Annotated in this window: 21 protein-coding genes and 1 pseudogene; 5 read left to right on the forward strand and 17 right to left on the reverse strand. The window is 53.9% G+C overall.

Annotation, left to right across the window (positions count from 1 at the left end):
* Positions 1–240 precede the first annotated feature (240 nt).
* Together gltB and RT120_RS15030 are read left to right on the forward strand one after the other, a co-directional pair.
* The gene (gene gltB / locus RT120_RS15025) at positions 241–4,701 is read left to right on the forward strand and encodes a glutamate synthase large subunit (RefSeq protein ID WP_312983777.1); all 4,461 of its coding nucleotides are present in this window, start codon (positions 241–243) and stop codon (positions 4,699–4,701) included.
* 50 nt (positions 4,702–4,751) lie between these two features.
* Positions 4,752–6,170, forward strand: a complete 1,419-nt coding sequence (locus tag RT120_RS15030) for a glutamate synthase small subunit (RefSeq protein ID WP_312983779.1) — start codon at positions 4,752–4,754, stop codon at positions 6,168–6,170.
* Positions 6,171–6,242: 72 nt separating this feature from the next.
* On the opposite strand, the gene mpl is transcribed toward RT120_RS15030, so the two are convergent.
* Complete coding sequence (mpl, locus tag RT120_RS15035) at positions 6,243–7,622, reverse strand: UDP-N-acetylmuramate:L-alanyl-gamma-D-glutamyl-meso-diaminopimelate ligase (RefSeq protein WP_312983781.1); 1,380 nt, start codon at positions 7,620–7,622, stop codon at positions 6,243–6,245.
* A gap of 174 nt (positions 7,623–7,796) precedes the next feature.
* Here mpl and fbp point away from each other — a divergent pair, with 174 nt between their 5' ends.
* Complete coding sequence (gene fbp / locus RT120_RS15040) at positions 7,797–8,795, forward strand: class 1 fructose-bisphosphatase (protein ID WP_312983783.1); 999 nt, start codon at positions 7,797–7,799, stop codon at positions 8,793–8,795.
* Between the two features lie 66 nt (positions 8,796–8,861).
* Here fbp and RT120_RS15045 read toward each other — a convergent pair whose 3' ends face one another.
* The 5 genes from RT120_RS15045 to ytfQ form a co-directional block, all read right to left on the reverse strand.
* A complete protein-coding gene (locus RT120_RS15045; RefSeq protein WP_312983785.1) occupies positions 8,862–10,427 on the reverse strand; it encodes a methyl-accepting chemotaxis protein in 1,566 nt (521 codons plus the stop codon).
* 101 nt (positions 10,428–10,528) lie between these two features.
* The gene (yjfF, locus tag RT120_RS15050; protein WP_312983786.1) at positions 10,529–11,530 is read right to left on the reverse strand and encodes a galactofuranose ABC transporter, permease protein YjfF; all 1,002 of its coding nucleotides are present in this window, start codon (positions 11,528–11,530) and stop codon (positions 10,529–10,531) included.
* Positions 11,523–12,542, reverse strand: coding sequence for a galactofuranose ABC transporter, ATP-binding protein YtfT (gene ytfT / locus RT120_RS15055; protein WP_312983788.1), 1,020 nt, complete (start codon positions 12,540–12,542; stop codon positions 11,523–11,525). Before ytfT ends, yjfF begins: the two co-directional genes overlap by 8 nt.
* A gap of 9 nt (positions 12,543–12,551) precedes the next feature.
* The gene (ytfR, locus tag RT120_RS15060) at positions 12,552–14,054 is read right to left on the reverse strand and encodes a galactofuranose ABC transporter, ATP-binding protein YtfR (RefSeq protein ID WP_312983790.1); all 1,503 of its coding nucleotides are present in this window, start codon (positions 14,052–14,054) and stop codon (positions 12,552–12,554) included.
* Between the two features lie 68 nt (positions 14,055–14,122).
* The gene (gene ytfQ / locus RT120_RS15065; protein WP_312983792.1) at positions 14,123–15,079 is read right to left on the reverse strand and encodes a galactofuranose ABC transporter, galactofuranose-binding protein YtfQ; all 957 of its coding nucleotides are present in this window, start codon (positions 15,077–15,079) and stop codon (positions 14,123–14,125) included.
* A gap of 77 nt (positions 15,080–15,156) precedes the next feature.
* Between ytfQ and RT120_RS15070 the strand changes: the two genes are divergently transcribed.
* Both RT120_RS15070 and ppa read left to right on the forward strand, forming a co-directional pair.
* On the forward strand, positions 15,157–15,468 hold the full coding sequence (locus RT120_RS15070) for a hypothetical protein (protein ID WP_312983794.1): 312 nt from the start codon (positions 15,157–15,159) through the stop codon (positions 15,466–15,468).
* An 11-nt stretch (positions 15,469–15,479) separates the two neighbouring features.
* The gene (ppa, locus tag RT120_RS15075) at positions 15,480–16,010 is read left to right on the forward strand and encodes an inorganic diphosphatase (protein WP_125294207.1); all 531 of its coding nucleotides are present in this window, start codon (positions 15,480–15,482) and stop codon (positions 16,008–16,010) included.
* A 57-nt stretch (positions 16,011–16,067) separates the two neighbouring features.
* Here the strand turns inward: ppa and RT120_RS15080 are convergent.
* The 11 genes and pseudogenes from RT120_RS15080 to RT120_RS15130 all read right to left on the reverse strand — a co-directional run.
* A pseudogene (locus tag RT120_RS15080) lies at positions 16,068–16,396 on the reverse strand (IS4 family transposase); the annotation flags it as partial.
* A gap of 270 nt (positions 16,397–16,666) precedes the next feature.
* Entirely contained in the window at positions 16,667–17,443 is a 777-nt protein-coding gene (locus RT120_RS15085) for a hypothetical protein (RefSeq protein ID WP_312983797.1), read from the reverse strand.
* 21 nt (positions 17,444–17,464) lie between these two features.
* Complete coding sequence (locus RT120_RS15090; RefSeq protein WP_312983799.1) at positions 17,465–17,992, reverse strand: fimbrial protein; 528 nt, start codon at positions 17,990–17,992, stop codon at positions 17,465–17,467.
* 8 nt (positions 17,993–18,000) lie between these two features.
* On the reverse strand, positions 18,001–18,477 hold the full coding sequence (locus RT120_RS15095; protein ID WP_312983801.1) for a fimbrial protein: 477 nt from the start codon (positions 18,475–18,477) through the stop codon (positions 18,001–18,003).
* Positions 18,474–18,962, reverse strand: coding sequence for a fimbrial protein (locus RT120_RS15100; RefSeq protein WP_312983802.1), 489 nt, complete (start codon positions 18,960–18,962; stop codon positions 18,474–18,476). Before RT120_RS15100 ends, RT120_RS15095 begins: the two co-directional genes overlap by 4 nt.
* A 10-nt stretch (positions 18,963–18,972) precedes the next feature.
* On the reverse strand, positions 18,973–19,527 hold the full coding sequence (locus RT120_RS15105) for a fimbrial protein (RefSeq protein WP_312983804.1): 555 nt from the start codon (positions 19,525–19,527) through the stop codon (positions 18,973–18,975).
* Between the two features lie 45 nt (positions 19,528–19,572).
* Positions 19,573–20,331: a fimbria/pilus periplasmic chaperone gene (locus RT120_RS15110; protein WP_312983903.1), complete on the reverse strand. Its 759-nt coding sequence runs from the start codon at positions 20,329–20,331 to the stop codon at positions 19,573–19,575.
* Between the two features lie 43 nt (positions 20,332–20,374).
* Positions 20,375–22,888, reverse strand: coding sequence for an outer membrane usher protein (locus RT120_RS15115; protein ID WP_312983806.1), 2,514 nt, complete (start codon positions 22,886–22,888; stop codon positions 20,375–20,377).
* Between the two features lie 49 nt (positions 22,889–22,937).
* The gene (locus RT120_RS15120; RefSeq protein WP_312983808.1) at positions 22,938–23,495 is read right to left on the reverse strand and encodes a fimbrial protein; all 558 of its coding nucleotides are present in this window, start codon (positions 23,493–23,495) and stop codon (positions 22,938–22,940) included.
* Between the two features lie 74 nt (positions 23,496–23,569).
* Positions 23,570–24,103: a fimbrial protein gene (locus RT120_RS15125; RefSeq protein WP_312983810.1), complete on the reverse strand. Its 534-nt coding sequence runs from the start codon at positions 24,101–24,103 to the stop codon at positions 23,570–23,572.
* A 520-nt stretch (positions 24,104–24,623) separates the two neighbouring features.
* Positions 24,624–24,968, reverse strand: coding sequence for a gamma-glutamylcyclotransferase (locus RT120_RS15130; protein WP_312983812.1), 345 nt, complete (start codon positions 24,966–24,968; stop codon positions 24,624–24,626).
* Positions 24,969–24,970 lie beyond the last annotated feature (2 nt).

A 24,970-nucleotide genomic window follows, 5' to 3' on the forward strand; every position in this document is an offset into this window, starting at 1 on the left:
CGATAACTTGGAAATCCGCTGGAAGCTTTCTGGATGAGCACTCTGCTCATCATATTTATGCAGTAATTGAGATTCCCTCTGAAGCAAGTCCTCAACACTTGTGTACCGATGCGAAAAGGATATTGAGAGGGCGAATGCGAGGTGCGCGTATGATACGCAAAACCCCGTCGCCTGCTCTTGCTGTGTCCGCGCGCTATCGGTGTCAGAGCGAATCCGCAGAGCCTGGGGAGGTTCACTGATATGTTGTACGATAAATCCCTTGAGAAGGATAACTGTGGTTTCGGCCTGATCGCCCACATAGAAGGCGAACCTAGCCACAAGGTAGTGCGTACCGCTATTCACGCACTGGCCCGTATGCAGCACCGTGGCGCAATCCTCGCAGACGGCAAAACCGGCGATGGATGCGGCCTGCTGTTACAAAAACCCGATCGTTTCTTTCGCCTGGTGGCGGAAGAACGCGGCTGGCGCTTAGCAAAAAACTATGCCGTCGGGATGCTGTTTTTAAATCAGGACCCGGAACTTGCGGCGCAAAGCCGCCGCATCGTTGAAGAAGAGTTGCAACGTGAAACCCTGTCGATCGTAGGCTGGCGCGAAGTGCCGACCAACGACGGCGTACTCGGTGATATCGCCCTCTCCTCCCTGCCGCGAATTGAGCAAATATTTGTTAACGCCCCTGCGGGCTGGCGTCCGCGTGATATGGAGCGCCGTCTGTTTATCGCACGCCGCCGTATCGAAAAACGCAATCAGCAAGATAAAGACTTCTACGTCTGTAGCCTGTCTAACCTGGTGAACATCTATAAAGGTCTGTGTATGCCGGCGGATCTGCCGCGCTTTTACCTGGACCTGGCGGACCTGCGTCTGGAATCGGCTATTTGCCTGTTCCACCAGCGCTTCTCCACCAACACCGTGCCGCGCTGGCCGCTGGCCCAGCCGTTCCGCTACCTGGCGCACAACGGTGAAATCAACACCATCACCGGCAACCGCCAGTGGGCACGCGCCCGTACCTATAAATTCCAGACCCCGCTGATCCCGGATCTGCACGACGCCGCGCCGTTCGTTAACGAAACCGGCTCCGACTCCAGCTCGATGGATAACATGCTCGAACTGCTGCTGGCAGGCGGGATGGACATCGTGCGCGCCATGCGTCTGCTGGTGCCGCCAGCCTGGCAGAACAACCCGAACATGGACCCGGACCTGCGCGCGTTCTTTGACTTTAACTCCATGCACATGGAGCCGTGGGACGGCCCGGCGGGCATCGTGATGTCCGACGGTCGTTTCGCCGCCTGTAACCTGGACCGTAACGGTCTGCGTCCGGCGCGCTACGTCATCACTAAAGACAAGCTGATTACCTGTGCTTCTGAAGTGGGCATCTGGGATTACCAGCCGGATGAAGTGGTGGAAAAAGGCCGCGTTGGGCCGGGCGAGCTGATGGTGATCGACACCCGCATTGGCCGCATTCTGCACTCGGCGGAAACCGACCACGATCTGAAAATCCGCCACCCGTATAAAGAGTGGATGGAGAAAAACGTGCGCCGTCTGGTGCCGTTTGAAGATCTGCCTGACGACCAGGTCGGCCAGCGCGAAATGGACGATGACACGCTCACCAGCTACCAGAAGCAGTTTAACTACAGCTTTGAAGAGCTGGACTCCATTATCCGCGTACTGGGTGAAAACGGCCAGGAAGCGGTCGGCTCAATGGGTGACGATACCCCGTTCGCCGTGCTCTCCAGCCAGCCGCGCATTATCTATGACTATTTCCGCCAGCAGTTCGCGCAGGTGACCAACCCGCCAATCGATCCGCTGCGTGAAGCGCACGTGATGTCGCTGGCGACCAGCATTGGCCGCGAGATGAATGTGTTCTGCGAGGCCGAAGGCCAGGCGCACCGTTTAAGCTTTAAATCGCCGATCCTGCTGTGGTCTGATTTCAATCAGCTCACCACCATGACCGAAGAGCACTATCGCGCCGATGTGCTGGACATGACTTTTGACGTCACCGAAACTTCGCTTGAAGAGACGGTGAAAGCGCTGTGCGATAAAGCGGAACAAATGGTGCGCAACGGCACGGTGCTGCTGGTGCTGTCTGACCGCAACATCGCGAAAAACCGTCTGCCGGTTCCGGCACCGATGGCGGTGGGCGCAATCCAGACCCGCCTGGTGGATAAGAGCCTGCGCTGCGACGCCAACATCATTGTTGAAACCGCCAGCGCCCGCGACCCGCATCACTTTGCCGTGCTGCTCGGCTTTGGCGCGACCGCGATTTACCCGTACCTGGCCTATGAATCCCTGGCGAAGCTGGTGGATACCCACGCCATTGAGAAAAGCTACCGCACGGTGATGCAGAACTACCGTAACGGCATCAACAAAGGGCTGTACAAGATTATGTCCAAAATGGGCATCTCGACTATCGCCTCTTACCGCTGTTCGAAGCTGTTTGAAGCCGTTGGCCTGCATGATGAAGTTTCCAGCCTGTGCTTCCAGGGCGTGGTCAGCCGTATCGGCGGCGCCGGTTTTACCGACTTCCAACAGGATTTGCTGAACCTGTCGAAGCGCAGCTGGCTTGCCCGCAAACCGCTGGAGCAGGGCGGCCTGCTCAAGTATGTGCACGGCGGCGAATACCACGCCTACAACCCGGACGTGGTGCGCACCCTGCAACAGGCGGTGCAGAGCGGCGAGTACAGCGATTATCAGGAATACGCCAGGCTGGTTAACGAACGTCCGGCGGCAACGCTGCGCGACTTGCTGGGGCTGAATCCGCAAGGCGAAACGGTCAACATCAACGACGTAGAACCGGCGAGCGAACTGTTCAAACGCTTCGACACCGCAGCGATGTCTATCGGTGCGCTGAGCCCGGAAGCCCACGAGGCGCTGGCGGAAGCCATGAACAGCATCGGCGGCAACTCTAACTCCGGCGAAGGCGGCGAAGATCCGGCGCGCTACGGCACCAATAAAGTGTCGCGCATCAAACAGGTTGCCTCGGGCCGCTTTGGCGTGACCCCGTCCTACCTGGTCAACGCTGACGTTATCCAGATTAAAGTGGCGCAGGGCGCGAAGCCGGGCGAAGGCGGCCAGCTACCGGGCGACAAAGTCACCCCGTACATCGCCAAACTGCGTTATTCGGTGCCGGGCGTGACGCTGATCTCCCCGCCGCCGCATCACGATATCTACTCGATTGAAGATTTGGCGCAGTTGATTTTCGACCTGAAGCAGGTAAACCCGAAAGCGCTGATCTCGGTGAAACTGGTTTCCGAGCCGGGCGTGGGCACCATCGCTACCGGCGTGGCAAAAGCCTATGCCGACCTGATCACCATCGCCGGTTACGACGGCGGCACCGGCGCGAGCCCGCTATCGTCAGTGAAGTATGCGGGATGCCCGTGGGAGCTCGGCCTGGTGGAAACCCAGCAGGCGCTGGTGGCCAACGGCCTGCGTCATAAAATCCGCCTGCAAGTGGATGGCGGCCTGAAAACCGGCCTCGATATCATCAAAGCGGCGATTCTGGGCGCAGAAAGCTTCGGTTTCGGCACCGGCCCGATGGTGGCGCTGGGCTGTAAATACCTGCGTATTTGCCACCTGAACAACTGCGCGACCGGCGTCGCGACTCAGGATGACAAACTGCGTAAGAACCACTATCACGGCCTGCCGTTCAAAGTGACTAACTACTTTGAGTTTATCGCCCGTGAAACTCGCGAGCTGATGGCGCAACTGGGCGTGAAACGCCTGGTGGACCTGATTGGCCGCACCGACCTGCTGAAAGAGCTGGACGGTTACACGGCGAAGCAGCAGAAGCTGGATCTGTCCCGTCTGCTGGAAACCGCCGAGCCGCATCCTGGCAAAGCGCTGTACTGCACCGAAACCAACCCGCCGTTTGATAACGGCGTGCTGAACGCGCAGTTACTGAACCAGGCGAAAGAGTACGTGGACCAGAAACAGAGCAAGACCTTCTGGTTTGATATTCGCAACACCGACCGTTCCGTGGGCGCGCTGCTGTCGGGCTATATCGCCCAGACGCACGGCGACCAGGGCCTGGCTTCCGACCCGATCAAGGCGCACTTCAACGGCACCGCGGGCCAGAGCTTCGGCGTCTGGAATGCGGGCGGCGTGGAGCTGTACCTGACCGGCGACGCCAACGACTATGTGGGCAAAGGCATGGCAGGCGGTTTACTGGCGATTCGTCCGCCGGTGGGCTCCGCGTTCCGCAGCCATGAAGCCAGCATCATCGGCAACACCTGCCTGTACGGCGCGACCGGTGGGCGTTTGTATGCGGCGGGCCGCGCGGGCGAGCGTTTCGGGGTGCGTAACTCCGGGGCTATCACGGTCGTGGAAGGCATCGGCGATAACGGTTGTGAATACATGACCGGCGGGATCGTCTGTATCCTGGGTAAAACCGGCGTTAACTTCGGCGCGGGGATGACCGGCGGTTTCGCCTACGTGCTGGATGAAGACGGTGAATTCCGTAAACGCGTGAACCCGGAACTGGTGGAAGTACTGAGCGTGGATGAGCTTGCCATCCATGAAGAGCACTTACGCGGTCTGATCACGGAGCACGTGCAGTTGACCGGCTCCCAGCGCGGCGAAGAGATCCTGGCCAACTGGCCGTCGTTCTCAGCCAAATTCGCGCTGGTTAAACCGAAGTCCAGTGATGTCAAAGCATTGTTGGGTCACCGTAGTCGCAGCGCCGCTGAATTGCGGGTGCAGGCGCAGTAAGAATCTCGGCCAGCGCACCGCGTTGCGCTGGCCGGATTTAAGAGGTCATGATGAGCCAAAACGTATATCAATTTATCGACTTACAGCGCGTTGATCCGCCGAAGAAGCCACTCAAAATCCGTAAAATTGAGTTTGTTGAGATCTACGAGCCGTTTTCAGAAAGCCAGGCGAAAGCCCAGGCGGACCGCTGCCTTTCCTGCGGTAACCCGTACTGCGAGTGGAAATGCCCGGTTCATAACTACATTCCGAACTGGCTGAAGTTAGCCAACGAAGGCCGGATTTTCGAAGCGGCGGAACTGTCGCACCAGACCAACACCCTGCCGGAAGTCTGTGGGCGCGTCTGCCCGCAGGATCGCCTGTGTGAAGGGTCATGTACCCTGAACGACGAATTCGGCGCAGTCACCATCGGCAACATTGAGCGCTATATCAACGACAAGGCGTTTGAAATGGGCTGGCGTCCGGATATGACCGGCGTGAAGCAGACCGGCAAACGCGTGGCGATTATCGGCGCGGGCCCGGCGGGCCTCGCCTGTGCCGACGTGCTGACCCGTAACGGCGTCAAAGCGGTGGTGTATGACCGTCACCCGGAAATCGGCGGTCTGCTGACCTTTGGTATCCCGGCATTCAAACTGGAAAAAGAAGTGATGACCCGCCGCCGCGAAATCTTTACCGGCATGGGCATTGAGTTCCAGCTCAATACCGAAGTGGGCCGCGATGTGCAACTGGAAGCGCTGCTTGCCGAGTACGACGCGGTATTCCTGGGCGTCGGCACCTATCAGTCGATGCGCGGCGGCATTGAAAACGAAGATGCGTCGGGCGTATTCGACGCGCTGCCGTTCCTGATCGCCAACACCCGCAACACCATGGGCTTCGGCGAAGATGCGGCGTCGCCGTATATCAGCATGGAAGGCCAACGCGTGGTGGTGCTGGGCGGTGGCGATACTGCGATGGACTGCGTGCGTACCTCCGTGCGCCAGGGCGCGACCCACGTCACCTGCGCCTACCGTCGTGATGAAGAGAACATGCCGGGTTCGCGCCGTGAAGTGAAAAACGCCCGTGAAGAAGGGGTAGAGTTCAAATTCAACGTGCAGCCGCTGGGTGTGGAAATTAACGCCAACGGTAAAGTTTCCGGCGTGAAGATGGTTCGCACCGAAATGGGCGCGCCGGACGCCAATGGCCGTCGTCGCGCGGAGATTGTCGCGGGTTCCGAACACATTCTGCCTGCTGACGCCGTAGTAATGGCGTTTGGTTTCCGTCCGCATAGCATGGAGTGGCTGGCGCAGCACAGCGTGGAGCTGGACTCTCAGGGCCGCATTATCGCCCCGGAGCGCAGCGACAACCCGTTCCAGACCAGCAACCCGAAAATCTTTGCCGGCGGCGATATCGTGCGCGGTTCCGATTTGGTGGTAACGGCGATTGCCGAAGGGCGTAAAGCCGCTGACGGCATTATGAATTACCTGGACGTGTAATTCGGCCAGTAAAAAGCCCGTCAGGTTATCGCTGGCGGGCTTTTTTTATGGCTTCAGTTTGTCGAAGCCGCGTTAATCCTGCTGGACCAGCTCCGCTTTCTTCGCCAGCGCATCCAGCAGTTTCTGGTGGATACCGCCAAAGCCGCCGTTGCTCATCACCAGAATATGGTCGCCGGGTTGGGCGGTTTTTACGATCATTTCCACCAGCGTGTCGACATCGCCGCTCCAGTGCGCAGGCTGAATGCAGGCATCCGCCACTTCAAACACCTGCCACGGAATGTGCGACGGCTGGAACAGGAACACTTCATCAGCGCGGCCCAGCGAGGGTGCCAGGTCGTCCTTACAGTGGCCCATTTTCATGGTGTTGGAGCGCGGCTCCAGCACGGCGAGAATACGCGCCGTACCGCCAACTTTGCCGCGCAGCGCGGCAAGCGTCGCCAGGATCGCCGTCGGGTGATGCGCGAAATCGTCATACACCGTCACGCCATTGGCTTCTCCGCGCAGTTCCAGGCGGCGGCGGGCGTTTATAAAGCTGTCTAACGCCTGCGCCGCATCGGCGGGCGTCACGCCCACGTGACGCGCGGCGGCAATCGCCATCAGCCCGTTATTCATGTTGTGCTCGCCCACCAGTTGCCAGTTCACTTCAGCCACGCGCTCGCCATCCAGCAGCACTTCCCAGTTTGAGGCGTCGGCATTGAGTTTTTTCGCCTGCCAGTGGCCCTGCTCGCCCACCAGCTCCTGCTCGCTCCAGCAACCCATTGCCAGAGTTTGCTTCAGATTGGCATCGCCTTCCGGCCAGATGATCTTGCCCTGCCCCGGCACAATGCGCACCAGGTGGTGGAACTGCTTCTGGATCGCCCGCAGATCGTCAAAGATATCCGCGTGGTCAAACTCCAGGTTGTTGAGCACCAGGGTGCGTGGGCAGTAATGCACGAATTTGGAACGTTTATCGAAGAAGGCGCAGTCATACTCATCGGCCTCAATCACAAAGAACGGGCTGTCACCCAGCCGCGCGGAAACGTCGAAATTGCCCGGCACGCCGCCAATCACAAAACCTGGCTTATAGCCGCAGGCTTCCAGTATCCAGGTCGCCATGCCTGCCGTGGTGGTTTTGCCATGCGTTCCCGCAATGGCGATCACCCAGCGGTCACGCAGCACGAAGTCATGCAGCCACTGCGGGCCAGACATATAAGGGATATTCTGCTCAAGCACCGTTTCAACACACGGGTTGCCGCGCGTCATGGCGTTGCCGATAATCACCAGATCCGGGCGCGGATCGAGTTGCTCGACATCGTAGCCCTGAATTAAATCAATACCTTGCTTTTCAAGAAGGGTACTCATCGGCGGGTAAACATTTGCATCCGAGCCGGTTACCTCGTGGCCCAGGGCCCGCGCAAGCATCGCCAGCCCGCCCATAAAGGTGCCACATACACCCAGAATATGAATACGCATACGTTACTGTCCTTTTTTCATCCGGCGCATATTCTACCCGCATGTTGGAGCGCGAAGAAACGCATTTAAGGCGATTCTGTTATTTGCTGTCTCGATTCACCTGTGCGCTAACCTTTCTATCTTTGTTACGATTAAATGATCGCTTTACTCAAACTAGGATGCAGGGAAAGTGTTATGAAAACGTTAGGTGAATTTATTGTCGAAAAGCAGCATGAATTTTCTCATGCTACCGGCGAACTGACTGCGCTGCTGTCGGCAATAAAGCTGGGCGCCAAGATTATCCATCGCGATATCAACAAAGCCGGACTGGTTGATATCTTAGGTGCCAGCGGCGCTGAAAACGTCCAGGGCGAAGTGCAGCAAAAACTCGACCTGTTCGCAAACGAAAAACTGAAGGCCGCGCTGAAAGCCCGCGATATCGTCGCCGGGATCGCGTCGGAAGAAGAAGATGAAATAGTGGTGTTCGAGGGTTGTGAACACGCTAAGTACGTGGTGCTGATGGACCCGCTGGACGGCTCGTCCAATATTGATGTTAACGTATCTGTTGGGACGATTTTCTCTATCTACCGCCGCGTGACTCCGGTTGGTACGCCGGTTACTGAAGAAGATTTCCTCCAGCCTGGCAACAAACAGGTTGCGGCGGGTTACGTGGTTTACGGCTCCTCAACCATGCTGGTTTACACCACCGGTTGTGGCGTACACGCATTTACTTACGACCCTTCCCTGGGCGTGTTCTGCCTGAGCCAGGAGCGCATGCGCTTCCCCAAAAAAGGCAACACCTACTCGATTAACGAAGGCAACTACATCAAATTCCCGCAGGGCGTGAAGAAATACATCAAGTTCTGCCAGGAAGAAGATACCAATACTCAACGCCCGTATACGTCACGTTATATCGGTTCGCTGGTGGCGGATTTCCACCGCAACCTGCTGAAAGGCGGGATTTACCTGTACCCGAGCACCGCAAGCCACCCGGAAGGGAAACTGCGTTTGCTGTATGAATGCAACCCGATGGCATTCCTGGCGGAACAGGCGGGCGGCAAGGCGAGCGACGGGAAAGCCCGTATCCTGGATATTATCCCTGAGAGCCTGCACCAGCGTCGTCCGTTCTTCGTCGGCAACGACAGCATGGTGAACGATGTCGAGCGCTTTATTCGCGAATATCCTGACGCGTAAAACAAAAATCCCCCGTCGCTGACAGGGGATCTGCATTATTTGATACCCCGGCACGCCGGGGTATTTTTATGCCTGTAGCTGCACTTTAAAGCCTGACATGGTTTCCACCAACAGTTGCGACTGCGCTTCCAGAGAATGGGTGGCGGCAGACGACTGCTCTACCAGCGCGGCGTTTTGCTGCGCCGCTTCGTCCATCTGGCTCACCGCGATATTCACCTGTTCAATGCCCCGGCTCTGCTCCTGGGAGGCGCTGGCGATTTCGCGCATCAGTTTGGTCATACGCATCACTTCGCTGGCGATCTCATCCATGGTTTCCCCGGCCTGCATCGCCAGATCGCTGCCCTCACCTACGTGAGTTTGCGAATCGGCAATCAGCGTGCGGATCTCTTTGGCGGCTTCGGCGCTGCGGCTCGCCAGGGTGCGCACCTCGCCTGCCACGACTGCAAATCCACGCCCCTGCTCACCGGCGCGCGCTGCTTCTACTGCCGCATTCAGCGCCAGGATATTGGTCTGGAAAGCGATACCGTCGATCACACTCAGGATATCGGCGATACGGTTGGCGCTGCCGGAGATATCACGCATTTTTTCAATCACATAGCACACCATTTCGCTGCCGCGATCGGCAGTTTCCGACACGTTTTGCGTCAGGCGATGGGCCTGTTCAGCATTCTCGGCGTTCTGCTTCACGGTGGCGGTGATCTGCTCCATGCTGGCGGCGGTTTGCTCCAGTGAGGTGGCAGTAGACTCGGTACGGCGGGATAAATCGATATTCCCGGCGGTGAGCTCCCGGCTGCCGGTATCGATTTGCGTGCTGGCGTCACGCACTTTAGTGACCGACACCACCAGCGACTGGCGCATGGCGTCAATGGCATTCGCCAGGCGGCCCAGCTCATTGTTCGTGTCTGGGATAACAGTGTAGGTCAGGTCACCCGCCGCCACTCGTTCCACTTGCACGATCGCACGGTTAAGCGGGCTCAGCAGCAGGTGGCGCATGCCGAACCAGACGGCGGCAATCAGGCCCGCCGTGATCAGCGCCGCCAGCACCATCAATCCCAGCACGGCTTGTTTATGTTGCAGCACCGCCGCCACTTCCTCTTTACCCCGGTTTTCACTCCAGGCGAGGAAGGTACGCATGTCGTTATCAAATTTTTGCGACAGCGGGATCAGGCCGTTTTCCATGAGGGCATAGTAATCGTCCGGGCTCTGGCTTTTCAGCGAGGCCAGCATTGGCGTGATACCGTTGACGTTAAAGGCGTCAAAACTGCGCGACAGTTGCCCCAGCAATTGTTGGCCCTGCTCATCGTTGACGTTGCTTTCCAGTAGGCTTTTTAACGTCTTCCGTCCCTGGCTGATTTCACTTTCGATGCGGCTGACCGACTTTTCCGCATCCTGCAACAGGCCGACTTCCATCAGGCGCACCGCCTGCCCAGATTCATTGCGCGCCCGCAGGATCTGGGTGTAGCCGTCGTTGAGGCGCATGATCTGTTCGCCCTGGAGATGATTAATGCGTTGCAGCGAGGTGGAGCTTTGGGTCAGCGCGTAAATACCGATCCCGCTGACCAGTAATAACAGCAGCGTCATGGCTGCCAGAACGGCCAACAGGCCCATGCGAATAGAGAGGTTTTTCAACATAGTTATTTCCCGGTGGTTGCCGATAACGCCACGTGAAGCCAGTAGTGAGTTATCGGCATTTACCGGAAAAAGTTTAGTCAGGTACGAATATTTTCAATATGTTACTGCTTTGCTATCGCCGGGTTAACACGGGTCACAGCGGCGTTCTGGCGGCGTTCCCACAGCACGGTCAGGCCACGTTGCAGGGCGATGAAGATAAACAGCAAAATGCCGATAGCGATTTTGGTCCACCAGGAGCTGAGCGTACCGTCAAAGTTGATATAGGTCTGAATCAGCCCCTGGATCGCCACGCCAAACAGCGTACCCAGCACCGTACCTACGCCGCCGGAAAGCAGCGTGCCGCCGATCACCACCGAGGCGATGGCGTCCAGCTCTACCCCTACCCCCGCCAGCGCATAGCCCGCCTGGGTATAAACAGAAAACACGATGCCCGCGAGGGTCGCCAGCCCGGTAGACAGCATATAGATACGGATGGTGGTGCTGCGGGTTGAAATCCCCATCAGGTTGGCGGAGGTGGCATTGCCGCCAATGGCGTAGACCTGGTTGCCGAAGCGGGTGCGATGCGCCAGGAAAATGCCAATCACCACCACGCCGAGCATTAACAGCCCCATGGCGCTTAAGCGCCCACCGCCGGGGATTTTCCAGGCGAGGCTGGACAGTGTGTCGTAAATCGGGTGGTTAATCGGAATTGACTCTTCGGAAACCAGATAGCTAACGCCGCGCAGAAAGAACATCCCGGCGAGGGTGATAATAAACGCCGGGATTTTCAGCGCGTCGATCAGTAAGCCCATAAACGCACCGAAGGCGCAGCCCATCGCCAGCACCAGCGGGAATGCCAGTAGCGGCGATATACCCCAGAAACCGATGGCTTTAGCGAGGAACACGCCGGTGAAGGCGATCACCGAGCCTACCGACAGGTCAATTCCGCCGGAGAGGATCACGAAGGTCATTCCGACGGCGATAATCCCCAGAAAGGCGTTATCGGTCAGGATGTTGCAAATCACCCGCGTGGAGGCGAAACCAGGGAATTGCGTCAGGCAGTAGAGATAACCCAGCACAAACACCGCCAGGGTGATCATCAGCGGTAAATTACGTTTAATCATCGCGGCGTCTCCGACGTAACAGACTAATAAAGCGCGGTGACTGAACAATCAGCACGCACATCACCACCACCGCTTTCACCACCTGGTTCAGCTCTGGCGGGAAACCGGACAGTAAAATCCCGGTGTTCATCCCCTGGATAATCAATGCGCCCACCACTGACAGCGCGATGTTGAAGCGCCCGCCCATCAGCGAACCGCCGCCAATCACCACCGCGAGGATGGCATCCAGCTCCAGCCACAGACCGGCGTTGTTGGCGTCTGCCCCGCGGATATCTGCGGTAACGATGATCCCGGCAATGGCGGCGCACAGGCCGCTGAGCACATAGGTCAGCATCACCATCAGGCGGGTATTTACCCCGGCGTTTTTCGCCGCGCGGATGTTAATTCCCACTGCTTCGATAAACATGCCGAGCGCGGTTTTGCGGGTGAACAGCCAGAACACGATCAGCGTTACCAGCGCGATAATCACTGGCGTCGGGAAAAACAACAGCGAGCCGCTACCCAGAAAAGAGAGCGAGGGCGAGTTAAAGGTGACGATTTGCCCGGAGGTAATGAGCTGCGCCACGCCGCGCCCGGCAACCATCAGAATAAGCGTCGCCACAAAGGGCTGAATTTTTAGCACAGCGACCAGGATGCCGTTCCACAATCCGGCAAGCACCCCAACGCCAAGCGCGCCCAGCAACACCACCGGCAGGCTATGGCCCGCAACGGTTAATGACGCCGCTGTCGCTCCGGCAATCGCCATGATGGCACCGACCGACAGGTCGATCCCGCCGGTGGCAATCACCAACGTCATGCCAATCGCCAGCAGCGCCACCGGTGCGGCGCGGTTTAAGATGTCTATTGGGCTGCCAAATAAGCGCCCATCCTGAACCACAATCTGGAAGAAATGGTTCGCCACCATGCTGTCGACCAGCAATACCAGCAGCAACGCTATCAGTTGCGGCATTCCCTGCGGCCAGCGGAAACGGCGCTTTGGTGTACCCACGTCCGGCACTGAACGAGTCATCAAGAGCCCTCCTTATGCCGCGATGGCATTCATAATTGCGCTGACGGACAGCTCTTCAAGCGGGATCTCCGCCACCTGTTCCCGGTCGCGCATGATGATCACCCGGTCGGCATACCCCACCAGCTCTTCCAGTTCCGACGAGATAACCAGCAGGGCCAGCCCGTCGGCACACAGCGTTTCGATCAGGCGGATGATTTCGGCGTGCGCGCCGACGTCGATACCGCGCGTGGGTTCATCGAGGATCAGGAATTGCGGCCGGGTCAGCAGCCAGCGCGACAGCAGCACTTTTTGCTGGTTGCCGCCGGACAAGAACTCCACCGGCTGCTCGGCGCTCGGGGTTCGGATACCTAACTGGCGGATAAAGCGTTCGGCAATATCGTTTTGCTCGCGCCGGGGGATCGGACGCAGCCAGCCGCGCTGGGCCTGGAGCGCCAGAATGATGTTTTCGCGCACCGAGGCAGCGGCAATAATCCCGTCGGTTTTGCGATCTTCCGGGCAGAAGCCGATCCCCAGGCAGGAGGCCTGATGCGGGGAGCGCAGTGCCTGCGGCTTGCCTTTGATCTGCGCATTACCGCTGTCGGCGGGCTTAATGCCAAAGATGACTTCGGCGGTTTCGGTGCGCCCGGAGCCTAACAACCCCGCCAGGCCGACAATTTCACCGGGCCGCACCTCTAGCGAGAACGGCGCAATCACGCCTTTTTTGCCGTAGTCTTTAAATGCCGCTACCGGTTTTTCGCTCAGCAGCGTGCGCCCGGCGCGTTGCAGGGCATTCTGGTCCAGTTCGCGGCCCAGCATCATTTTTACCAGCTCGATCTGCGGCAGCTCGCGGGTATCGCGGGTGCCGATAAACTTGCCGTTGCGCAGCACGGTGATGCGGTCGGTGACTTCGTACACCTGATCCAGAAAGTGGGTAACGAAAATCAGGCTGACGCCCTGGTCGCGCAACTGGCGCATCAGGGTAAACAGCATTTCCACTTCTTTGGTATCGAGGCTGGCGGTGGGTTCATCGAGGATCAGCACTTTGGCAGACAGGTCGATGGCGCGGCAGATCGCCACAATTTGCTGCATGGCGACAGAAAAACGGTTGAGCGGCTCGCGCACATCCAGGCTGAATCCGTAGGACTCCATCAGCGCCGTGGCGCGTTTTTCCATCTCTTTGCGGCGCAGTAAACCGAAGCGTTTCGGTTCGCGACCGATAAATAGGTTATCCGCCACCGACATATTCGGCAGCAGGTTTACTTCCTGATACACCGTCCCGATGCCAAGCTGCTGGGCATGGGCGGTATTTTTTGGGCGGATGGTTTGGCCCTCTAACCAGACTGTACCGCCGTCGGGCTGGTACACGCCGGTGAGAGCCTTGATCAAGGTGGACTTGCCTGCGCCGTTCTCCCCCAGCAAGGCCATAATTTCGCCACGTCGTAAGCTAAAATCGACGTGATCCAGCGCTTTTACCCCCGGAAAGACTTTACTCAGCCCTTCGGTGCGCAAGATTTCCTGATGTTGTTGTGGTTGCATCACCGGACTCCGAAAAGCGTGTCAGTAGAGCAAAAGGCTCTCCGAAGAGAGCCTTGTCTGCGGTCGGCTTAGTAGCCCATGCCTTTTTTCTTCTCAAGTTCTTCTTTCGCGGTATCCGGCAGGAACAGCGTTGATTTGGTGATGGTGGTTTTCTCAGGCTGGGTGCCGTCTTTTTTGAATTTTTCCAGCGCATCGAATGCCGGGCCGGCCATGTTCGGCGTTAATTCAACGCTGGCATTGGCTTCGCCATCGATCATCGCTTTGAAGATATCCGGAACGCCGTCGATAGAGCCGGTCAGAATATCGGAGCCCGGTTTCAGACCCGCTTCTTTAATGGCCTGGATAGCGCCGATAGCCATGTCGTCGTTATGGGCGTAAACCATGCAAATATTTTTGCCGTTGTTTTCAGCCTTGATGAAGCTTTCCATGACTTCTTTCCCTTTACTGCGGGTGAAGTCGCCGGATTGCGAACGGATGATTTTCACGTTCGGCGCTTTAGCGATGGCTTCAGCAAAACCTTTCTTACGGTCGATGGCCACGCTCGCCCCAACGGTGCCCTGCAATTCAACGACGTTACACGGTTTGCCGTCGAGGGTTTTCACCAGCCAGTCGCCAATCAGACGGCCTTCCAGCACGTTGTCAGCGGTGACGGTGGTCATATACAGTGATTTGTCTTTTACATCGATATTACGGTCCAGCAGGATCACCGGGATTTCCGCCTCTTTGGCTTCTTTCAGCACCGGCTCCCAACCGGTCGCAACCACCGGGGCAATGAAGATGGCATCAACGCCCTGAGCGATAAACGAACGCACGGCTTTGATTTGGTTTTCCTGTTTTTGCTGACCATCGGCGATCTTCAGCGTAACGCCGCGTTTCTCGGCCTCGCTTTTCGCAACGCTGGTTTCTGCCGCACGCCAGCCTGATTCAGAACCTACCTGAGAAAAACCCACGGTTAAGGGGGCGGCCATTGCCATAGACGACATGGCTGCCGAAACTGCTGTGACCAGAAGTAAGCGCTTCCACATAAGTAAATCCTCGTAGGGTTATTGTTGGTTAAATCTCCACCTGCGGGAAAACTATAGACAATAAGGGATGTAACAAAATGCGTTACATCACAATTCAAAAAAGTTACATAAAGGTTATGAGCCTGAGAACGCAAGAGTGTGAGCGGGGTAGCGACTTTTCGCCCCTGCGCCAGGTCGCGGATTCGAGAGATTTTTTTGCTGTTGACCGGGCAAAAATCTCACTTTGTAACCGGTTACAAAAATTTATTCAGAAAGCGGCTGACTTTATGGATTATTCAGTCGAAAAAAAGCCCAAACAAGGGTTGGGATTTTCGGGCGGCGGGAAAAACAGTCCAGGACTTTCAGGCGCATTTGGCTATAATACCCGGCATTGTTTGCCATACAGTTAAAGGAAACAGACATGAGCTTACTCAACGTGCCTGCTGGTAAAGATCTACCAGAAGACATCTATGTAGTTATCGAAATCCCGGCTAATGCGGACCCGATCAAATATGAAATCGACAAAGACAGCGGCGCGCTGTTCGTTGACCGTTTCATGTCTACCGCGATGTTCTACCCGTGCAACTACGGTTACATCAACCACACCCTGTCTCTGGACGGTGACCCGGTTGACGTGCTGGTCCCGACGCCGTACCCGCTACAGCCGGGTTCTGTGATCCGCTGCCGTCCGGTTGGCGTGCTGAAAATGACTGACGAAGCGGGCGAAGACGCCAAGCTGGTTGCGGTCCCGCACACCAAATTGAGCAAAGAGTACGATCACATCAAAGACGTGAACGACCTGCCGGAACTGCTGAAAGCGCAGATTGCCCACTTCTTCGAGCACTATAAAGATCTCGAGAAAGGCAAATGGGTGAAAGTGGACGGCTGGGATAACGCAGAAGCGGCTAAAGCGGAAATCGTTGCTTCTTTCGAACGCGCTGCGAAAAAGTGATTTTTCTGTCGCGTGATGTAAAAAGCCTTTAGGCCTGAGGGATCCTCAGAAAAATGATCAGTGCACCATGATGATGTTTTTGTAAGCCCCGCCATATCGGCATACACCCTGTCGGGGTTCATCCCCCGACAGTAATCCCGCTGACTGGCGGAAGGCGTTTTCACTTAGCCTCAGATACGACAACACCAATCCCGATTTCATCCTGTTCACCTGAAACTCGTGGCTTATTCACTTACTTTCAGGGAAATAACCTGTCACTACATAATGATACTGTAGAGGGTGATTACCACTCACAGCATGGATATTCGTTTTTCTCTCCGGCTTTTACTGACCCGTAGACTCAGTTCATAACGCTCACTTTTCTCGTCCCGGAAGTTCTGCTCCAGAAGAGCGAAGCACCGCGGGTCAGGGCGACAGTCGTGTCGAGCAACGCTTTTTATGGTACTGATGGAGAGAGTTCAGGGACTGGCTAAAAAATTTATGGCAAACTTGAACTGCAGGCATAGAGGAGTGACCTTACTTTATGGTGGAACACTAAGTAGACACAACCTTCTATGCCAGTCTTTATTTATGGGAACCCTCAGGCCTTTCGTCGGTGTTTTATTTCCCATAACTTTATGAATATAAGAGCAAAAAATTAAAAATTTAGCAGCTTATTAATAGGGCATCATAACCAGAATACTACTTCCGGTATGATAACCTTCACTGTTAACACCGGTAAGTAAATCTTTTATCGGCATAGTAGAATCCCCATCAGGTAAATCAATTTTGGTTTTGAGGGGTAGATTATTAACAGTAATTTCTGACTTGCCTTCATCCAAATAAACATAGCTGCTATCAGTTACCAAATTAAATGTTACCGCCGTGGGAGTGGTGCAATAAACGCCCATTTGTGCGGTTGCTGAATGTCCTTCAGCATTTTTCAAAATAATAGTGCCATGATCGAGAGTTATTTCTGGCGTAGTGATTTTACACCACTCGTCGGCAGGCGGAACCATCATACAACCGCCCGGAACCATTGCATTGGCCCAAGAAGTTTGAATAGTGCTACTCCTGGCACCTACATATGCCACGCATTCCTTATTAACTACATTCGGACCACCATGATATATAATAGTTACCCCTGCTGAACCATTATTGTAATTACGTATAGCTAGCGAACCAATGGCATCATATCCGGTCGACATTATTGTGCTACCTGTAAAAGCAACTGATTCTTGTCCATCATAGTCATAGTGCTTATGCGCAAGCCCAACTACCCAAGTTTCCGGTACGATTTGATCCGCTGAGGGACCAATTTCCAAAATTTTTTGCGTAATAGTATATTCAGCCCCTCCCACCTTATATTTAGTGGAAATGGATGAAATAATTGGGTATTTACTTGCCCATAATGGTGAAACAAATATTAATAATAAAAGCATCAATTTGCGCATTTTAATTCACTTAAATTTTATTTACTGATAGGTCAGCACAAAACTCGCTGTCGCCGTAAAATCTCCGGCCACCAGCGAATTAGCAGTTATAACTGTTGGCTGCGCCTGTACGAAAGCATTAAAAGTCAGCGTATTGTTACCGCTCGCTAATTGAATATACGGAGTGGGTTTATTAATAGCCAACGGTGTACCGTCCGCTAATTCAAGTCCTAGCGCCACACCTTTCGCGGTGCTGGAGGCATCCAGAGATAACATATTTGTGAGTTCTGGATCAAAGTCCCCCTCGAAAGTCACGCTTACGGTACTCAAAATAGCCGGATCACAATCTTGCAAATGTATACTAAACGGCTTCGATTTGGTTCGCTGATACTCATAAAGGGACTTTTCAATTACCGAACCAAAATCAAGAATGATAGTTTTATCGGGTTCGGGCAATGTGCAGGGTTCAGAGACCAGCGCACCGGTGAAATGCACATTATCCTGTGCCGCTAATGCAGAGTGTGCCGTTGCGCCCAGTGCTGCGCAGAGCAATAAATATATCCCTTTCATCGCCTCTCCTACAGGTAGTCAACGCGCAGCGTCATTGTGGCTTCAAAAGCGCCCGCAGTAAGTGTCACGGCCGGATCTTGTACTGGAACTGCCTCAATTTGAGGTGGTCTTGCCGGGTCATCCACCGCAACGCGCTTAGCAAATTCCACCGCCATACCGTCCACCAAAATACGAATACCAAGCCCTTCCAGATTGGTATCTACCGCTGCGGTATCGAACGGCGCTGGATTCGTGGTATCAACCACAATAGCGAGGTTATTTGCGCTATAGCCGGTGTCACACGTAATACTGTAATCCACAGGCTTTTTGTAATTATTGCCGTCGATTTTAGTGACGCCCAAATCGTCGCCAAATACCACTTCAATGGTCTGTCCGTTACTAATTTTGCATGGCGGGGCAACTAACGTACCGTGGAATGACATATTGTCGGCAGCAAGCGTCATGCCCGGCAGCGCCAGGCTGATTAAAAGCAGCATCCGTTTCATTGGTACTCCACCGTCATGGTTGCCCCGGCAGTAAAATCGCCAGTCTCTAAGCGAGCTCCCGGTTGCTGTACCAGCAATGCGGTCAAGGCGGGTTGGCTGGTTGATGAAGCCATTGCTAATGGCGTGTTTAGCGGGAAGTCCACGCCGTCCGCCTTAAGCTTCACCCCCAACTCTGGGATGCTGGTTTTCAACACTTTGCTGTCGAAATCCGCCCCAGAACCGCTAATGCGCATTACCAGTGTTTTACTCTGATCGGCACTTGAGCAATCGAGGGTATAGTTCACTGCCTTTTCCACTATTCCTTTCGCTACGTCTGTGGTGATGACGTTTTCACCATAATCAACATCAATGATCTTATTGCCGTTGATTTCACACGGGGGGGCATTTATGACCACCTCAACGGTGAGAACAGCCGTGTTATCATCGGCTATGGCCGTTACGCTGCCTAACATGCCCAGCAACGCCACCAATCTGGAAAATTTCATCACCCACCCCCTACTGATAAATCATGCTGAAATGGATCACCGCATAGTATGGGCCTGCTGCAAAGGGAGCTGAAGTGCGCTCCGGCGCGATGGTGAACGTCACCTGATTCTGTCCAGGGTTAAGCAGAACCACATCGCTGTAGCGAGAGAACTTCACCGTTTCACCCCGGCTGTCGCGCAAACGCAATCCGATACCCGACGCGCCTGTGACTTTAATCAGATCTGGATTAGATTCATCGGCTACCGCCACAACACGCGCTTTATAAGGAGGTTGCAGGGTACTGACTGTTTCTGTTAGCGGCGTAATATTCGTGCCCCAGTTTCCCAGTTCTGGACAGTCTCGCAGGTAAAGTTTTACCGTTACCGGATTTGCCGCTTTTCCGACCATACTTATGTCAGCGCGCGCAACTGAACCTAAGTCAACATCCTGCCATGCCGAATCCATTTCCATACGGCATGTGTTCTCACGCAAATCACCGTATACATACAACTCACCAGTATCCACCAGCGGTTTTTCGTCTGCGCAAGCATGCCCTACCAGGGTAAATAACAGGCTGGCGGCCATACTGGTCAAAATCCTGTTCATCTCAATGCCTCCTAGGCTCCTGCTCTATTTTTTATCCTTTACGAGCTTCGCGGTGCAGGTTGATCCGCCGCAATTGAACTGGAGCTGCGGTCGACCACCGTAATCATTCACATAGGTGAGAACCGGGCTTGAACCCAAAGCCGCTGAGGATGCCTCAATGGCGGCACTGCTTTTAGGCGCAACCATTACTGGCTCAAATGGAACCGGCTTACCCTTCGCCGAAGGTGCCCCCTCGACAACCGTCAAAAAATATGGTGCCGCATTATTGATGACAAATTTATCGCCCTGGCGGGTTAGAGTGACTTTCTCTACCCAATCGCCTTCGGCAGCCTGTGATTTATCCAGAGCAATCGCGGCCGGACGATAAAAAAGCTTGATGCGAGTTTGCAGGGCAATTTGCAATGTGTTTGGCTTTTTGCTGCGTGGCGGAATTTCACGCAGGTTGAAGTAAAACAGCGTCTCGCGGTCTTTCGGTAAGGCATCAATTGCCAGCGTTGCCTGTACTTTTACCTGACTTTTCGCACCGGGCTCGACTCGCTGAACAGGCGGTAGTACGGTAAGCGGCGAGGAGATTTTGTTTCCCTGGGCGTCTTCAATCCAGCCCTGGGCAAGATACGGTAAGTTTTTATTCTCATTATTGATATTCAGGCTTACTGACTTCTCGCCCCCGTTATAGACCACGCGGGTACGGTCAAGGGCGATAGCCGCAGAGGCCTGCTGCGCTACCATCAGGCTCGACAGTGCCATGAATGCAGTGGAAACAATATTTTTACGTGTTAACATTTTCATCTTATGACTCATTGCTACTTGGTTTCTAAACCGTGCCTTATTGGCACGGCAGTAAGAGATTTCCGGTCTGGTTCATTCCTTCCAGATTCTCCGGAATAGTTACGGCACACTGTGCCGCGCCGTCCCAGATAACGCTCATTTTCGCACCCGATTTCAGGCCACTCAGATAGGCCTGCCCTTCGTCGTTAACGATACCGATTTCCTGGTTGTCCTTATTTCTTACGCTGGCGCCGAACGGTGGATAAGCCCCACTGGCCAGGCGAATAATGACCATCGCCTTCAGGCCTGACACTACATTAAATTTGCGATAGCCAATTGCGCCTTCGGTTAAGGTCGCCTGCACTACCGAAGAAGATGCTTCGGCGTTATCTGGAAGGTGATTAATGTCAATGCTCAGGCTGTTTTTGCTGTAATCACTCACTTCGGTCACTACCGCCTTACCAAAGTGGTTAGTGGTGGTGGTGTCGCTATAGCCCTGCACCGGGATCCCAGTCGCATCGCCGGTATCCAGCAATACACGCGTTCCCCCCATGACATTCGAACGGTGTAATGCCGCACCCTGCGCTGTGGCCGTCATCCCGCCGCGTAGAGACAGACCTGCCGAGCTGTACTGTCCGTGCTGATAGTCAACGTTGCCGGTTACTTCAGCCTGGTCGCCTTCATGATCGTAATAACCGCTGAGTGAACCGCCGTCTTCAGTGCCGCCTGCCGCTATCCGGTAGTTATCGCCATTTTTTAGACGGTCGAAATAGCTCATGCTGTGGCTGTTCATATCACCGTTATAAGATGAGTTCAGCCCTAACGTACCGCTATCACCCCACGGAATGGACACGGCTAAATACATCCCATCGTCATTCACTCCGTTGAATTTGTTGCGGTATGCCGTCAGTGATGCATTGATATTTCTCCATTTACCCACATCGAAATAGCGGGACAGCGACAGGCTATAGCGGTCTTCCGCTGGGCTATTCCAGTAGGTCTGGTGTGAATAGTTGACATAAGCGCTTAACCCTAAACTCTCAAATTGCTGGCTAAAGGTGATGGTGTACATCTCCTTGCTTTGCATGAAATCGCCATAATCCGCGCGATAGCCCAGGTAATCGCTAAAGCTCATGTAGTTTTTCTCGGAGAAGCGATACCCTGCGAAGGTGACCTGACTACCTGTATCATCAAAGCGTTTGGAGTAGCTCACCCGATATGACAGACCATGACGGTGTTCATCATCCAATTTCGCGTCTGAACGCGTGACGTCAAAAGCCAACGCGCCCAGCGCCATCAGGTCGCGGCCAATCCCCGCCGCCAGTGCCAGATATTTGCTGCTTGATACCGCGCCGCCATACAGTGACCAGCCGTTGCTTATACCCCAGGAAAATTCCCCGGTACCAAACGTATTGCCGTCGGTGTGATGGTCATAGTTAGTTGGCTTCCCCGCAGAAAACTTATAGCGCACGCTACCCGGACGGGTCAGATAGGGAATACTGGCGGTACTAACCTTATACTGTTGAACCGAGCCGTCCTGCTCCTCTACGCGAACATCCAGCGTCCCGGAAACGGCATTATTCAGATCCTGAATCGCAAACGGACCTGCAGCGACCTGACTTTGATAGATCACCCGCCCCTGTTGAGATATCGTGACCTTCGCATTGGTTTTCGCGACACCCGTGACTTCTGGCGCGTAACCGCGCAGATTAGGCGGCAGCATATTGTCATCAGAAACCAGACTCCCCCCGGTAAAACGGAAACTGTCGAAGAGATCTGAGTTGACGTAATCTTCACCAAGCGTGAGTTTCGCTTTCAGGGCTGGTAGCGCCCGGTAAAGATAAAAGCGACTCCAGTCCCACTGCTTTTGACCACCACTGTTTTCGTCATTCGTGTTGTCGTAATTCGTCTGCCAGTCAGCACGAGCACGCCACGGCCCAAAGTTAGCCCCAAAGGTCCCGTTGCCTGATATTGAGTTATCGTCGCTGTTTCCTTCGTTATTACGCACTTGCGCGTTGAAGTTGTAATCTGCCAGTATCCCTGGAATACCATTGTCCCACATAGACGAAGGAGCCCAGTCATCTGAAACATACTCCAGATAGGCCTGAGGTATATTTACTGTCAGCGTGCTGGTTCCGAGATCCGGAATAACGTCAATACCGCTCAGGGAATTCATATCCACACACTGGCCGTTACGCCAGGTCGTCATTTTTTTAGAATAGGCTTCTTTAAGCCCAAACTTAGTGACAACTTCAGGCGTCAAACAGGGTATCGATTGAGTTTTATCGGTTTCAGACGCAAAAAAAGGTATCGGCTGCTCTTCAAGCTCGCTCTGATTGATTTTAATTTTGAAGGTATATTCGCCCGGCATAACATATCCGCGCTTTGAGAACTGGCCAAGGTCAATATTCTGTTTGTCCTTCACGTCCAGTATATCGGTATTAAACTGAATTTCTTCGGCAGCCATTGCGGGGGCTCGCCATGCGGCAAAAATGAAAAAAGCCAGTAAAGAAAGACGCATTACTTTCGATGTCGCCGCTCGCCGGTTATTGTTTTTTATTAATTTATTCATTAATTACCGCCAGTCATAACACTACAGTCCGATGGTGTTTTTTCTGGTGCTAAAAATATTCCACACGGTATTTAATGGTGGTTTGATAACTACCCACCAATAAATTTCCCATCGTAGATTTAAGCCGCACCTGATAATCCAGACGAATATCATCTGACGCCTCTGTTCGGTAAGGAACTGCTTTTCCCGGTGTTATTTCTTTACCATTCTGATCCACAAGCTGTAGCGCGACTCCACCAGCTCCCTGAACCTTAAAAAGCCCATGATTATCTGCGCCGTCGAAAGTCACGCGTAAGTACTGCCACGGCGCATGCTCTTCCGAAACGGCTAACGAGCAGTTCCTCAGATGAATAGTAAAAGGTTTCGGCTCGCCTTCTCCGATGCGCTTCATGTGGCTGCGGGTTTCTGAATCCAGTTCTATTGCCTGCCATCCGTCGCCGGTTGTGATATCGCAGGCGCTGGAAAGAATAGAACCCTGCATATTCAACCGGCCTGTCAAGCCCAAATCAAATTCAGAAGCAGGATTGGCTGTTTGTTCTGATGCCAGTGCAGCAAAGGTTAACGTTGCAAAGGCAATGCCCATTACGCCTTGTGGTAATCCGAACATTCTTCCCTCTCTGAACATGGTAAAAATCATACGCCTGCATCAGCAGACGTATGTTCACCAAAAGACGCAGAATATTACTGGTAGGCCAGAGTAAAGTCGGCGATAGAAGTGAAGTCACCTGGGACGATAGTTGCGGCAGCGCCGTCACCCTGCAGGTATGCGGTGAACAGCAGGGTATTATTACCATCCTGAAGCACGTGAGGAGCGGTAGGTTGGCCCAGTTTGATTTGTGCATTGCCGCCATCGGTCAGAATGATACTGGCGCCTTTAGCAGTACCCGCGATACCCAGGGAATCAGGTACCACGCCAGCGGAACCGGTAAAGGTGGTGGTAACAGTTTTGATCGTGCCGAGGGAGCATTTTTCCAGACGGATTTTAAACTCTCTTGGAGTAGAGGTACCAGCATTACTGTCACTTTCTAACGCCACGTTAGAAATCTGGCCCAAGTCAACATCCTGATTATCATCATCTGGATTAATTGAGCACGGAGCATCAATAATAGAACCGCTAAAATTAATTACACCGTGCCCCTGGTCTTTTGCGCTTGCAGCACCGGAAGCCAGAACCAAACTCATTACGGAAGCCAGCGCTAATTTTTTAAAGCTCATATTCATATCCTTCCTAAATCTATTATTGTCCTTGAGAAATGTTTATCTGTGATTCAACGAATTAAATCCGATAAAATTCACCGTATCTTTCATTACAACTTAGTATTACGCTTTTATTTACATTTAAAAATGTCAATCACAGATAACCAATTTTAATACTGCGGAAATATATTGACAATTATTATTTTGCTCCAAAAAGAACAAACGCCCCATTAAAGGATCGTTTAAATGATTTAGATAAATATTAACCTTAATAATAACCCTCAAAAAAACATAGACTTCAAGTGGGCTTCTTAACGTCTCAACATATAAAGAGAATTAATGGGCTTCATTTTAAATAATCATCATGAATAATATGTAGGGCATGATACGGTATGAGGCGAAGAAAAGAACCGCCTCATCATTTAATTTTATTAAAAAGTTTATTAACAATAAAATGTAATTAAGTAATCAAGTAATAAAAAAGAAGCATTCTCAAGGTCAGGGGCATAAAAAACCACGCCGGAGCGTGGTTTCCAGGTTAATAATTCTCTCTATCCAACCAGTTGCCGCTTTCTATGCGGGTCAGGCCTTCAACTGGCCGCTGGTAAACATACATCCAGGCGCTGCCGTAAGGCGTTTGAATTAGCTGACGCCGGTACTCCCCCCCTTTCGTGCGCAGGGCATCCAGCTCAGCAAGAGTACTGGCATCAATGCGATACACTTCACCCAACACCTCCCCTTCACCCGGCACCGCGCCAGGATAGTGGCCAATGCTGAACAACTGGTAGTGTTCTACCGTGTGATCGCCCAGCCACTGAGCGTTGGTCATCCAGTGGCTGTTGCCTTGTTTGCGTCTTAAACTACCGTAGACAAATATTCGCATTG

The sequence above is a fragment of the Atlantibacter sp. genome (genome assembly GCF_032062175.1).
GTDB lineage: Bacteria > Pseudomonadota > Gammaproteobacteria > Enterobacterales > Enterobacteriaceae > Atlantibacter.